Source organism: Sanguibacter sp. Z1732 (genome assembly GCF_051020515.1).
GTDB lineage: Bacteria > Actinomycetota > Actinomycetes > Actinomycetales > Beutenbergiaceae > CALKWS01.
Genome location: NZ_CP194857.1, coordinates 2101207 through 2114618 on the forward strand (window position 1 = coordinate 2101207; position 13412 = coordinate 2114618).

Below are 13412 nucleotides of genomic sequence, written 5' to 3' on the forward strand. Positions count from 1 at the left end.
GTTGAGGTGCTCACCGAGATCGCAAGCGAGGCCGGTGACTATCTGCGAAGTGTGTTCGGTACTCCCGTGGATGTGGAGGTCAAGAACGGCCCTAGTGACCTGGTCACAGTGCACGATCGAATCGTGGAGAAGAAGATCCGGCGGCGCATGGAGGCCGCCCTGCCAGGCGTGCGAATCGTTGGGGAGGAGGACGGGGTCAGCGGCGGAGTCGGTGAGGTTGTGTGCTACATCGACCCGATCGATGGCACCAGCAACTTCGCTTCCGGAGTCCCGTTCTATTGCGTGAGCCTGGCCCTGACCATCTCGGACCGGGTCGTGGCCGGGGTGGTGCATGACCCAGAACGGGAAGAGACCTTTTCCGCGACCGGTACCTCGAGCCTGCTGAACGGGAACCCGGTGCGGGCCACCTTGACCACTCGGGATCGTGACGCCCTGCTGATCAGTTCTTGGCCGTATGAAGGCGGCGTTGTCGATCGAAGTGAATTGGCTGACTACGAGTTGGCGCTCGCTTCCTTTCGCACCGTGCGCCGGCTCGGCTCGGCAGCACTGGGACTGGCCTACGTCGCCGCGGGCCGCGCTGACGTCACCAGTGAACTCATCGCGAAGCCGTGGGACGTGGCGGCAGGCTTCCTCCTGGTGACCTCGGCGCAGGGGCGGATCACTCGCTCACCGGCGTCCGCGGGAGATCCATCGTGGTATGCCCCGCGTTACATCGCCCACGGGCCTGACTTCGATGTGAGCCGATCGTCGATCCGCCACAGTCTCGCGGATCCGGTGCGCAGTTACTCCTCCTCGTGACCCCCGCGCCGGCTGGCCGCTTGGAAGGGACCGGCCGGGAAATGTACAGCGGGGTGGGGTTGTGGTCGAATGTCCGGCAGGCCCTGCCCGCCGCTGTCCAGCGCAACCCGGGGCCGGGAAGAGGAGACGACGTGCCGAGCGAATGCCCCCGGGGCGACCGGCGTCGCCGGCCTCGTGCCGGCGTGGGAGGCGGGTGCGCACGATGAACGCTCCCGCGGTGCTGACCAACCTGACGCTCTGGGACGGTATCGACGCGACCAGTCGCACCGGCCAGGAGATCCATCTCGGAGCCCACGGGCGCATCGATGCCGTGGGACCAGCCGGCAGCATCGACCGTCCCGACGGCGCGGCCGTGGTGGACGCCGACGGCGCAGTGGTCCTGCCCGGGCTGATCAACATGCACGTGCACCTCGGCCTGGCGCTGCCGGGTCCGATGCAGGAACTGGCGAAATCCTCCGACGACGCCGCCCGCGCACTGCTCATGGCCGGCAACGCCGCCGCCACCTTGCAGGCAGGTGTCACCACGGTGCGCCTGGTCGGTGAGAAGGACTACCTCGACTTCTCCCTGCGCGAGGCCATCGCCACCGGCACCGTGCCGGGCCCGCGCATCTACACGGCCGGGCACGCGCTGTGCTGCACCGGCGGGCACGGCCACGACGCCGACGGGCTCGAGGCCGATGGCGCCGACGGGTTCCGCCGCACCACCCGCGAGCAGTTGCGGGCCGGTGCGGACCTGATCAAGGTCTGCCTCACCGGCGGCATCGCCGGCGAGCACGAAGCCATCGACACCCCGCAACTGACCGATGAGGAGATGACCGCCGTCATCACCACCGCCCACGACTGGGGCCGCAAGGTGACCGCCCACGCCGGCACCGCCGCGGTGATCGCGCGCGCGGTCGAACTCGGCCTGGACTGTGTGGAGCACGGGTACGAACTCACGCCCGAGGTGTGCGAGTTGATGGCCCGGCACGGCTGCTGGTACGTGCCCACCATCACCGTGAGCCGCTGCGAGCAGTTCTTCATCGACAACGGCGTGCCGGAGTGGATGCGCGCACGCGCCCTGGCCGCCGGGCCGCGGCACTGGGAGAGCCTGCAGCACGCCCTGGCCGCCGGCGTCCGCATCGCGATGGGCACCGACATGCCACCCCAGGCCGACTACGACGGCACCAGCGCCACCGTGCGGGAGATGGAGTTCATGGCCGAGGCCGGTATGGCGGATGTGGACGTGCTGCGCTCGGCGACGTCCTGGGCCGCGGAGTGGCTCGACGTCGAAGGGGCCATCGGACAGGTCGCCCCCGGCGCCGCGGCCGACCTGATCCTCCTGGATGAGGACCCCGCCCGGGACGTCTCGGCGCTGCGGGGGATGCACGCCGTCATCCAGGCCGGCCGGCCCGTCCGCGATGACCGCGGCCTCCTCCGCCCGCTCAGCAGGCCCGCAGCACCCACCAGGACGGCACCATGACCGACCAGAACGCGTACGAGCCCAACGCAGCCGACCAGAACCCGGCCGACCAGGACCCGTCCGCCCACCCCCCACCCGACCCGGACGCCCCCCGCACCGAAACCGCCGACCTGCGCGTCGTCGTCGACCGCATCGAGGGACGCTCGGTGTGCGGGCTCGCCCCCGGTGACTACGTGGAGATCACCCGCTCCTCCCAGTTGCGCATCCCCGAGGGTCGGCACTTCTGCATGTACGCCCTGGCCTCCGTGCTGCCCCTGCTGCCGGCCAAGCAACGGGCCCTGCGGGACGGCGACTGGCTCGCCTCGGACTCCCTGGTCGCCTGCCCCGACCCCGACGAACGTCTCATCATGCGCATCGAGCGCATCGGCCACTCCAGCATCCCCACGGAGGAACTTACGTGAGCGCCCTGACCGTGGCCCTGCAGACGGACAAGACCATCGCCGCCTACCGGGCCCTGGCCACCCAGGTGCGCGACCTCGGCTTCGATGGACTATCCGTCTATGCCGACCTGGGGTTCCAGCCACCGCTGCCCGCGCTGCTCACCGCGGCGGCCCAGGCCCCCGGCCTGCGGCTGGGCGCGGCCTGCATGAACCCCTACCTGACCCACCCCCTGGAGATCGCCGGACAGACGGCGACGCTGCTCGATGCGGCCGCCGGCAACGCCTACCTGGGTCTGGTCCGGGGCGCCTGGCTGAGCGAGGCCGGCGTGCCCACGCCGCGCCCGCTGGCGGCGCTGCGGGACACCATCACCATCGTGCGCCGGCTGCTCTCCGGTGATGACAGCGGCTACACCGGCGCCGTGTACTCCCTGCCGGCCGGCCAGCGACTGCAGTACGAACCGGCCGCCACCGACGTGGACGTCCTGCTGGGAGTCTGGGGCCCGCGCGGCGCCGCCCTTGCCGGCGAAGTGGCCCAGGAGGTCAAGATCGGTGGCTCGGTCAACCCGGACATGGTCGCCCTGATGCGCACCTGGCTCGATGACTCCGCCACCGCTGCCGGTCGCGGCCCCGGTGCGGTGGGCATCGTCGCCGGCGCCGTCACGGTGGTCGACGACGACGGCGAGGCCGCCCGGGCGCTGGCCCGTCGCGAGGTGGCCATGTACGTGGACGTGGTGGCCGGCCTGGACCGGACGGTGCAGGTGGACCCGGCGTTGCTGCAGCGACTGCACGACCTGCTGCAGGCGGGCAAGCACGACGAGGCCGGCGCCCTGCTGCCGGCTGACCTGCTGGAGAAGTTCGCCCTGTGCGGCACCCCGCAGCAGGTGGCGGCCCGCACCGTGGAGTTGATCGACGCCGGGGCCTCCCGGGTGGAGTTCGGCACCCCGCACGGTCTCACCGGCCCGGGCGGGATCGACCTGCTCGGGCGCGAGGTGGTGCCGATGGTCCGCCGCGAACTCGCCCGCGTGTGAACTACCCGGGTTGCATGGTGAGCGACGAATTCATGATGATCGACGAAGAGAATGGTGAGCAGTGCATCAGGATGCGGTGACGGCGGATCTGGGCCACCCCGGCCAGGTCGCGGACTCTTACGTGGACGGTCTTACCGTGCTCAACCCACGGGCCGCGCAGGCCATGGGGCAGCAGACCGACCGGCTCTGGGCGGCGCCCGGCCCGGAGGAGGTCGAGCAACGGGCGGCCCTGGCCCGCGATGGCCTGCGCCAGTTGGACCAGCGCCCGGCTGGGGAGTCCGAGGAGTCCGCACCGGCCCGGGTGCTGCGGCGCGCGCTGGGTGAACGGCTGCACAGCGAGATGGCCTTGCACGACAGTGGCTTCATCCCGGGCCTGGTCGCCCCGCTCGCCTCACCCGCGCACGAGGTGGTGATGGGGCTGGAGTCCGCTGCGGGCGACGCCGACCTGCTCATCGGTGGCCTCGCCCAGGTACCGGACGCACTGCGTTCCTACGCCGCGCGGCTGGACCACGCCGCGGCCGGTGGGTACGTCGTCGCGGCCCGGCAGTCCCGGACCCTGGCCGCCCAGCTCCGCCGGTGGGCCGACCCGGCCCGGGATGACCGGTTGGGCCGGTTGCTCACCCCGGAGACAGCGCCGCGCGCCGAGACCGAACTGGCCGCCGCGCGAGCGGCGTGCGTGGAACTGGCCACCTGGCTGGAGGACGTCCACGCCGCCCGGGGCAGCGAGGTCGACGCCGTCGGCCCCGACCTGTACCGCGCCACCTCCACGGCGTTCCTCGGCAAGGAGATCGATCTCGCGGAGGCCTACGCCTTCGGTTGGGACCGGCTGACCGAACTCACCCGCCAGGGCGAGCAGTTGGCCGCCCGGCTCGGTTGTTCCAGCATGGACGAGGCGGCCGCGATGCTGGACGCCGACGCCTCCGGGCACGTGCGGGTGGGGCCGCCGCTGGTGCAGTGGGTCGAGGACCGCATCGCCCGCGCCCACGGCACCCTCGATGGCACCATCTTCGACATCCCCGCCGACTCCCGCTGCGGTGCGGTGCTGGCCGCGCCCGGATCCGGCTCGATCTACTACTCCCCACCGGACCCGGCCGGCACCCGGCCCGGGCGGGTGGTCTGGTCCACCCCCCCACCGGCGCCACCGAACTGCCGGTGTGGCGAGAGGTCAGCACCGTGCACCACGAGGGCGTCCCGGGGCACCACCTGCAGTACGTGATGACCATGTCCACTCAGGCCCTGCACCCCTGGCAGCGCTACCTGTGCCACATCCACGGCTACGCCGAGGGGTGGGCGCACTACACCGAGGGCCGCGCCGGCGACTGGGGCCTGATCGCCGATCCAGGGGAGCAACTGGGCGTGGTGCTGGCTCAGCGGTGGCGGGCGGCCCGGATCGTGATCGACATGGGCCTGCACCTGGGCTATGAGATCCCCGCCGGGAACGGCTTCACCCAGGCCACCACTTGGACCACCGACGTGGGCGTGCAGGTCCTGACCCAGGCCGCCGGGTGTGACACCGAGACCGCCCGGTTCGAGGTGGTCCGCTACCTCGGCTGGCCCGGTCAGGCGCTCGCGTTCTCCATGGGTGCGAAGTTGTGGGAGGACGCGCGCAGTATCGCCCTGGCCACCGGCCGGTTCGACGAACGCAGTTTCCACCAGCAGGCACTGTCCCTGGGACCGATGGGGTTGGGACCGCTGCAGCAGACATTGGAGGAGTTGGCCCGTGCATGAGTTCGCCGCCGTCCTGGTCCGGGCCGATCCGGCCACCGCACGCCAGGTCGGCGTGCTCGACCCGCAGACGGGCAGGCCCACGCTGGCGCTGCCGGCCACCGACCCCGCCTTCTACGCGCGGCTGGAGGAGACCATCGCAGGGTGGGCGGGGCCGGTGCTCAGCCCCGAAGGGTCCCGGGAGTGGCTCGAGGAGCGGTGCCTGCAGGCCGAGGTCGCCTACCGCCTGCACGAGTTGCGGGTGGCCCGCCCGTGGCAGCGCGCGCCCTACTGGTACGCCGAGGTCCTCGGTGACGCGCTGACGGCCCTGGACCCGGACCACCTGGGCGATCACGCCTACGCCACCGCCTACCTCGACCTGCTCGATGAGGCCGCGACCTTCCTGGACGCCGGACGTGCATCGCTGACGCCCGAACTGGTCCCGTCCCGCTGGGCCACCATGGCGATCCCCGCCGTCGCCGGTCTGCGCACCCTGATCGCGGACGAACTCCCGGACCTGGACGCGGCGCTGCCGACCGACCTGGCCGGGGATGCGGATCGACGGCGCACGGCCCTCCTTGGCGCCATGGACGCCTTCGGGCAGCACTGTGACGCGCTGACCACCGCCGGCGCCGGCACCTGGGCGGTGGGGGAGGAGACCTTCACCGGGCTGCTGCGCGACTACCACCTGCTGAACCTGAGCCCGGATGAGATTTGGGAGCACGGCTGGGCCAAGGTCACCGAGGTCGAACAGGGCCTGACCGAACTCGCCGCAGTCCTCGACCCGGCCCGCACCTGGCCGGAGCAGATCGAGGCTCTCAAGGCCGAACGCACCCCCGGGCCCGAGTTCGTCAACGCCTACCGCGCCGAGGTGCAGACCAGCATCGGGCAGACCCTCGAGCACGACCTGCTCAGCGTGCCGGCGGACCAGGAGTGCGTGGTGGCCCCGCTCCCGCAGTTCCGCCGGGCGGGCCTGCCGCTGGGGGAGATGCGCACCGTTCCTCCGTACGCCTCGTCGATGGTGAGCCAGTTCCTCATCACCCCGGCCGACCCGGATGCCACCCCGGAACGCCAGGCCGGGCACGAGCGGGACAACTGCCCGACCTTCATCCGCTCCATCGTGGGCCATGAGACCTACCCGGGCCACCACCTGCAGTCGGTGCACCACGTGCTCGGCACGGCCGAGGATTCCTTCCTGCGGTTCTTCCGCACGCCCCTGTTCGTGGAGGGATGGGGACTGTATGTGGAGGACATCCTGGAGGAGCGGGTGTTCGGGCAGAGCACCCAGGCCCTGTTCGCCCGTCGGAACACGTTGTGGCGCTCGCTGCGCCTGGTGATCGACACCGGATTGCACACCGGCCGCCTCACCCACGAGGACGCCGTGCAACTCCTCGTCGAGCGCACCGGGATGGACCACCACAGGCCGCCGGGGAAGTGGACCGCTACACCCGCCACGACAACCCCACCTACCCCTCCACGTACGTGCTGGGCCGGGACATGTTCCACGAACTCCGCGCCACCTTCGCCGCCGTCGTGCCCGGGGGGCAGGGCCGGTTGCACGACGCGCTGCTGCGGTACGGCTCCCCGCCGGTGTCGCTGCTGGAACCGGTGCTGCGCCGCGAGTTCGGCGCGGCGCCGTAGCCGTCTTACCTGGTAGGACGGACGACGGCGAGACTCACCAATCTGTGTACGATCCCGGTGTCCATGGTGGACCTCGAGGCACACTCGAGTTTCCCGGTCCGGTGGGCATCCCGGCGAGCCAGTCCCGTCGTCGCGGGCCCGCGGCACCACGTAGGAGGAATGTTGAAGACCAGACGCCTGATGGCCGGAGTTGCCGTAACCGCTGCGACCGCCCTTGTGCTGGCGGCGTGCAACGGCGGAACCGGGGACGACCCCGATGCCGACCCGGTGGACACCGACGACACCGACTCCACCGGCGAGGCCCAGGACAGTTCGCTGACCATCGGCTGGAACCAGTCCTTCTATGAGTACAACAACGACTCCCGCACCGGGAACGCCACCGCGAACGCCAACATCCTGTACCTGATGAACGAGTCGTTCCGGTACTTCGACCAGGAGCTGGAACTGCAGCGCAACGAGGGCTTCGGCACCTTCGACATGGTCAGCGAGACGGACGAGGGGATGACGATGGAGTTCATCCTCTCCGATGAGGCGTACTGGTACGGCGGCCCGGAGCCGGTGGAGGTCGACGCGGCCGACCTGATGCTGTACTGGGCGGCGCACTCCGGCCACCGCAACACCCTGGCGGACGACGACGAGGTGATCGCCCAGGTCGAGTCCGAGCTGTTCGAGGAGTACGCGCAGGAGGGCGACGACGGCGAACCGGAGATCCCCGAGGAGATCCAGGACGACTACGACCAGGCCGTCCAGGACGAGGCCGCCCAACGGCTCGACGCCGAGAACGAGGTGTTCTTCAACGGCACCCGCGCCAGCACCATCGGCCTGATCCAGGAGATGCCCGAGATCATCGCCGACGGCAAGGGCGTGACCTTCGACTACTCGGTGCCGTACGTGGACTGGGAGTACGACTTCGACGTCGGCGTGCCGGCGCACGTGGTCGGCATGCGCGCCCTGGACATCGAGGACCCCCAGGAAGCCAAGGACGCGGTGATCGCCGCCATCCAGGACAACGACGTGGAGGCGCTGTCCTCCATCGCCGCGTTCTGGAACACCGGCTTCCAGTTCGGTGACACCCTGCCCGATGACGAACTGGTGTACCTGTCCTCCGGGGCGTACCTGATGACCGAGTTCCAGCGGGACCAGTACCTGACGCTGACCGCGAACGAGGACTACACCGGCGATCGGCCGGCCGCGATCCAGGAGATCACCGTCACCATCTCCGGTGACCCGATGAGCCACATCCAGGCCCTGCAGAACCAGGAGGTGCACCTGGTCCAGCCGCAGGCCACCCCGGACACGCTGGCCGCTCTGGAGAACCTGGGCGAGTTGGTCGGGGTCTACACCGGTGACGGACCCACGTATGAGCACGTCACCCTGGCCGTGGACAACGGCGGCCCGTTCGACCCGGAGACCTACGGGGGCGACGCCGACACCGCCCGGGATGTGCGCAACGCGTTCCTGAACCTGATCCCGCGCCAGGAGATCGTGGAGACCCAGGTGCAGCCGCTGTACCCCGAGGCCGAGGTGCGTCACTCCTACACCCAGGTGCCGGGCTCACCGGACTACGACCAGATGGTCGAGACCAACCAGATGCCGCAGACCTGGCCGGTGGAGACCGACCTGGACGCGGCGACCGAGTTGCTGGAGAACGCCGGGGTGGAGACCCCGGTGCCGGTCCGGGTGATGTACGACCCGAACAACGCCCGCCGCTCCAACATCTACGAACTGATGCGCGAGTCGGTGGAGCGCGAGGGCCTGTTCGAGCTGGTCGACGTCGGCGACGTCAACTGGGGTTCCCTGCTCACCGACAGCAGCCTGTTCGACGCCTCCCTGTTCGGCTGGCAGTCCACCTCCACCGCGGTGGGGGCCTCCTCGGCGAACTACATCACCGGTGGGTTCAACAATATCGGCGAGTTCTCCAGCGAGCGCGTCGACGAACTCTTCGACGAACTCAGTTCGGAGACCGACGCGGCCGAGCAGGCTAACATCCTCGCCGAGGTCGAGCAGATCCTGGTCGAGGAGGCCTTCGGCACGGTGCTCTTCCAGCACGAGTTGATCGCCGGCTATGACTCCCGCCTGCAGAACATCGACCCGATCCCGCTGGCGCCGACCATCTTCTGGAACTACTGGGAGTGGGAGTTCCAGGACTGATCCCCGGGCCCGCCGGCGTCGGGTCCGCCACACTCTGCCGCGGAGCGTGCCAAGAGCAGCATTGGCGCGTTACCGTGGGGCGGAATCGAGGTGGGGCACCCGCCTGGGACAGAGCGGATGAGGAGGCGCGGTGAGCGCAGACGCGGTGGTACTTGGCCTGGGTTATGTGGGTTTGCCGTTGGCCCAGGAGGCGGTGCGTTCGGGGTTGAGCGTGCTGGGCTTCGATGTCAGCGCCAAGGTGGTCGAGGGCCTGAACGCGGGGCGTTCGCACGTGGATGACCTCACTGATGCTGATGTGGCGCAGATGGTGGAGGCAGGTTTTCGGGCCGATACCGATGAGTCGGTGATCGGGCGGGCCCGGACCGCGGTGATCTGCGTGCCGACGCCGTTGTCGGCGGAGGGTGGCCCCGACCTGGGGCCGGTGGTCTCGGCGGGTCAGGCGGTGGGGCGCCAGCTCCGGGCGGGGATGACGGTGATCTTGCAGTCCACCACCTACCCGGGCACCACCGATGAGGTGTTGGTGCCGTTGTTGGAGGAGGGGTCGGGTTTGACGGCCGGGGTGGACTTCCATGTGGCGTTCTCCCCCGAGCGCATCGACCCGGGCAACGCCAAGTTCGGGATGCGGAACACTCCCAAGGTGGTGGGGGGCCTGACCCCGGAGAGCACCGCGGCGGCGGTGGCGTTTTATGAGCGGTTCGTGGACACCGTGGTGCCGGCCAAGGGTCCGCGGGAGGCGGAGATGGCCAAGTTGTTGGAGAACACCTACCGCCATATCAATATCGCGTTGGTCAATGAGATGGCCCGGTTCGCCCACGAGCTCGATATCGATCTGTGGAATGTGATCGATATGGCCAAGACCAAGCCGTTCGGGTTCCAGGCCTTCTATCCCGGCACCGGGGTGGGTGGGCATTGCATCCCGATCGACCCGAACTACCTGTCCTATAACGTGCGGACCCGGCTGGGGTATCCGTTCCGGTTCGTGGAGTTGGCCCAGGAGATCAACGCCACGATGCCCGGTTATGTGGCCCGGCGGGCCCAGGACATCTTGAACGAGGACGCCCTGGCCATGCGCGGGGCCAGCGTGCTGCTGCTCGGGGTGACCTACAAGCCCGACATCGCCGACCAACGCGAATCCCCGGCGGTACCGCTGGCGAAGGCGCTGCAGGCCCAGGGTGCGGTGGTGTCCTTCCACGACCCGAACGTGGTCACCTGGAACGCCAACAGCCAGGCCTTGCAGCGGGTCGGGGACCTGGACGCGGCGGTGGCGCAGGCGGACCTGGTGATCCTGGTGCAGGACCACAGCGAGTATGACGTCGAAGCCCTGGCCAAGGCCTCCAAGCGGTTCTTCGACACCAAGGGCAAGGTCACCGCTCCCGGCGCATACCGCCTCTGAGCCGACGACGGCGTAGCCGGGCCCGGTCGGTGACCGCGCCCGGCGATGCGGTGCTCTGCGCGAGCGCACCCGGCTCGGCGGTGCCGTGCAGAGGGCGCGCTCCGGCCCAGGGGTGTTCAACCGGGCGGCGCCCGGCCGGGCTGTGCTCAGCCGGGCAGCGCCCCGGCGATGACGTCGGCGATGCGCTGACCGGCCTTGCCGTCCCACAGGGGCGGGGTGGGCCATTCGGTCAGCGGTCCGGTGGCCAGGATCTGCTCCACCTTGCCCGCGAGGGTGTCGGTGGTGACCAGTTCGTTGGTGCCGTGGGTGATGGTGACCGGGCGTTCGGTGTTCGGGCGCAGCGTCAGGCACGGCACGCCCAGGATGGTGGTCTCCTCCTGCACGCCCCCGGAGTCGGTGACCACCGCGGCGGCGCCGCGCACCAGGCCCATGAACTCCAGGTACCCCAGCGGCTCCTCCAGCCGGATGCCCGGGTGGTCCAGGATGCCGGCCGCCTCCAGGCGCGGGCGTCCGCGCGGGTGCAGCGGCACCACGATCGGGGCGAGCCCGGCGGCCTGGTGCACCGCCGTGACCAACCGGCGTACGTCGTCGTCGTTGTCCACGTTTCCCGGCCGGTGCAGCGTGCCCACCAGATAGGGCCCCTCCAGGCCGAAGGAGGCCCGGGCGGCGTCGGCGTCGAAGCGGTCCAGGTTGGCCAGCAACGTGTCGATCATCGGGTTGCCCACCAGGTGGATCTTGTCCGGGTGCACCCCCTCGTTGCCCAGGTGCGCGATCGCGTCGGGGCTGGTGGTCAGCAGCAGGTCCGCCAACCGGTCGGTCACGATCCGGTTGATCTCCTCGGGCATGGTCAGGTCGAAACTGCGCAGCCCGGCCTCCACGTGCGCGATGGGGATGCCGAGTTTGGCCGCGACCAGGGCCGCCCCCACGGTGGAGTTCACATCCCCGTAGACCACCACCATCGCGGGCTTGCGCTCGGTGAGCAGGTCCTCCATCGCCACCATGATCGCCGCGGTCTGCTTGGCGTGCGTGCCCGAGCCAACGCCCAGGTTCACATCCGGGGTGGGGATGCCCAGCTGCCGGAAGAACACCTCCGACATCCGCTCGTCGTAGTGCTGGCCGGTGTGCACCAGAAGTTGCTCCACGCCCCGGGATTCCAGGGCTGCCAGCACAGGTGCGGCTTTGGGGAAGTTCGGGCGGGCACCGGTCACATGGATGACCAACGGATTCATCAAGGCCTCAGCAATCGCCGGAGTCAGGTCCCGGCCAGCCTAATGGCGCGGCTACGACGCCGAATCCGCGGCCCGTCCGAACCCCAGGCGCTGCCCCAACCGGAGGCGCTGTCCCAACCGGAGGCGCTGTCCCAACCGGAGGTGCTGCCCCAATCAGAGGCGCTGTCCCAACCGGAGGTGCTGCCCCAATCAGGGGCGCTGTCCCAACCGGAGGTGCTGTCCCAATCAGGGGCGCTGTCCCGACCGGGGCGCTGTCGTAACCCGGGGGCGCTGTCGTAACCCGGCGACCCCTCGGGCCGAAGTACCCGCCAGGCCGGCGGGCAGGCGGCGTCAGAACCCGGCCGGTCCCACGCGCTCGCCCTCGCTGATCGCCGCCTCGCGCCTGTCCGAGCGCTCGGTCACGATCTCCTCACCGGTGCGGTAGCCCTCCACGTCAGCGCGGGCGTCCTCCTGGGCGGAGATGCTCGGTCCGGCAGCACGCAGGTCGGTGAACTGCCCGCTCAGTTCTCCGCGCACCCGGTTGTCGGCTCCCACCGGGGCCGGGTTGTTGTCCGCACCGGTCAGGTCCCCGCGGATGATGTTGCCCGCCACGCTCACCCCGCCGGTGTTGCGCGAGACGGTCAGGTCCGCGCCGAAGTAGTTCACCTCGTCGCACTCGGCCAGCGCGTCCCCGGCGCCCACCTGCACGGCGGTGTTGCCGAGATAGCTCGCGTTGCCGTCCACCTCGCTGGCGCAGATCAGTGCCCCCGCCGCGTTGTCGGCCACGGTCAGCTCCCGGGCGATCGTGGAGTCGATGATGTCGGTGGAGACGGTGCCCTCGGTGCTGACGAATCGGCCCACCCTGGTGGAGTCGAGGTAGACGGCTCCGTCGACGACGTCGATCCGGCCCTCCACGTAGGTGTCCATCGAGTACAGGAAGCCCGGATCATCGTCGCCGGCTCGGCCAACCACATGCCCGCCCACCTGGGAGCCCTCCAGGAACACTCCGTAGGCACCGTTGCTGGCCAGGTTCGCCCCGATGGCGGTGCTCGTCGCGTCGAAGTAGGCGTCGGAGGCCACCACCACCCGGTCGGCGAGGGTGCCGTCGGTGACCACCAGGTTCGCGCCGGACTGCACCCGCACCTGCCCGGTCACGGTGGTGCCCTCCAGGATGCAGGTGCGCCCCGAGGGGACCACGAGGTCACCTGGCACGGTGACCTCGCCGGCGGTGCCCACGCAACGGGTGACCAGATCGGCCGAGGCGGTAGCGGCGGTTGCCACGGCACCGGTAGCCGCCAGCGCCAGCGCTGCGAGCACGGCGGCGGGGCGAGATGACTTACGCACGGTGTCTCCTTGGCAGGCTCACCGACGCGTGGGAGAGCCCAACGATGTCAGGGACTATCCACTGTACGTCTCCAACCTGCCGTGAAGCAATGCCCTGACGTGCGCAAACGCATCTCCACGGGCGCAGCGGCCGGCTTTGTGCTAGCCGCCGGGCCAGGTCCGTGCGGTGCTCACGGGCCGTGCCTGAGGCCGTGCTTCGCGGCATCTGAAGCCAGCACCGGCCCATTGTGACAGGCGCCGATTCCAGGCATCCTCGTTCCGAATTTGGGCCTTGACGAGACCGTTCCGTGGGTCTAACGTACA

At 70.0% G+C, this 13412-nt stretch carries 12 protein-coding genes; 10 read left to right on the plus strand and 2 right to left on the minus strand.

Annotated features, from left to right (window positions below; translation table 11 throughout):
• Positions 1-6: 6 nt before the first annotated feature.
• The 9 genes from ACRRRO_RS11160 (at position 7) to ACRRRO_RS11200 (ending at position 10557) form a co-directional block, all read left to right on the plus strand.
• On the plus strand, positions 7-798 hold the full coding sequence (locus ACRRRO_RS11160) for an inositol monophosphatase family protein (RefSeq protein ID WP_424798019.1): 792 nt from the start codon (positions 7-9) through the stop codon (positions 796-798).
• Positions 799-1000: 202 nt separating this feature from the next.
• Complete coding sequence (locus ACRRRO_RS11165) at positions 1001-2260, plus strand: amidohydrolase family protein (protein WP_424798018.1); 1260 nt, start codon at positions 1001-1003, stop codon at positions 2258-2260.
• The gene (locus ACRRRO_RS11170) at positions 2257-2661 is read left to right on the plus strand and encodes a TIGR04076 family protein (protein WP_424798017.1); all 405 of its coding nucleotides are present in this window, start codon (positions 2257-2259) and stop codon (positions 2659-2661) included. Before ACRRRO_RS11165 ends, ACRRRO_RS11170 begins: the two co-directional genes overlap by 4 nt.
• Positions 2658-3668 (plus strand): LLM class flavin-dependent oxidoreductase, encoded by a 1011-nt coding sequence (locus tag ACRRRO_RS11175; RefSeq protein ID WP_424798016.1) that lies wholly within the window; start codon positions 2658-2660, stop codon positions 3666-3668. Before ACRRRO_RS11170 ends, ACRRRO_RS11175 begins: the two co-directional genes overlap by 4 nt.
• A 76-nt stretch (positions 3669-3744) precedes the next feature.
• On the plus strand, positions 3745-4884 hold the full coding sequence (locus ACRRRO_RS11180) for a DUF885 family protein (protein ID WP_434080256.1): 1140 nt from the start codon (positions 3745-3747) through the stop codon (positions 4882-4884).
• Positions 4821-5396 (plus strand): DUF885 family protein, encoded by a 576-nt coding sequence (locus tag ACRRRO_RS11185; protein ID WP_434080257.1) that lies wholly within the window; start codon positions 4821-4823, stop codon positions 5394-5396. The genes ACRRRO_RS11180 and ACRRRO_RS11185 overlap by 64 nt, the downstream gene beginning before the upstream one ends.
• Positions 5389-7029, plus strand: coding sequence for a DUF885 family protein (locus ACRRRO_RS11190; RefSeq protein ID WP_434080258.1), 1641 nt, complete (start codon positions 5389-5391; stop codon positions 7027-7029). Before ACRRRO_RS11185 ends, ACRRRO_RS11190 begins: the two co-directional genes overlap by 8 nt.
• Before the next feature lie 143 nt (positions 7030-7172).
• Positions 7173-9164 carry an ABC transporter substrate-binding protein gene (locus ACRRRO_RS11195; RefSeq protein ID WP_434080259.1) on the plus strand — a complete coding sequence of 664 codons (1992 nt, stop codon included), beginning with the start codon at positions 7173-7175 and terminating at the stop codon, positions 9162-9164.
• 130 nt (positions 9165-9294) lie between these two features.
• Complete coding sequence (locus tag ACRRRO_RS11200) at positions 9295-10557, plus strand: nucleotide sugar dehydrogenase (protein WP_424798012.1); 1263 nt, start codon at positions 9295-9297, stop codon at positions 10555-10557.
• Positions 10558-10703: 146 nt separating this feature from the next.
• Here ACRRRO_RS11200 and wecB read toward each other — a convergent pair whose 3' ends face one another.
• A complete protein-coding gene (gene wecB, locus ACRRRO_RS11205; RefSeq protein ID WP_424798011.1) occupies positions 10704-11786 on the minus strand; it encodes a non-hydrolyzing UDP-N-acetylglucosamine 2-epimerase in 1083 nt (360 codons plus the stop codon).
• Between the two features lie 42 nt (positions 11787-11828).
• Here wecB and ACRRRO_RS11210 point away from each other — a divergent pair, with 42 nt between their 5' ends.
• Positions 11829-12065 (plus strand): hypothetical protein, encoded by a 237-nt coding sequence (locus tag ACRRRO_RS11210; RefSeq protein WP_424798010.1) that lies wholly within the window; start codon positions 11829-11831, stop codon positions 12063-12065.
• A gap of 51 nt (positions 12066-12116) precedes the next feature.
• Here the strand turns inward: ACRRRO_RS11210 and ACRRRO_RS11215 are convergent, their stop codons facing one another.
• Positions 12117-13109 carry a hypothetical protein gene (locus ACRRRO_RS11215; protein ID WP_424798009.1) on the minus strand — a complete coding sequence of 331 codons (993 nt, stop codon included), beginning with the start codon at positions 13107-13109 and terminating at the stop codon, positions 12117-12119.
• Between the last annotated feature and the right edge of the window lie 303 nt (positions 13110-13412).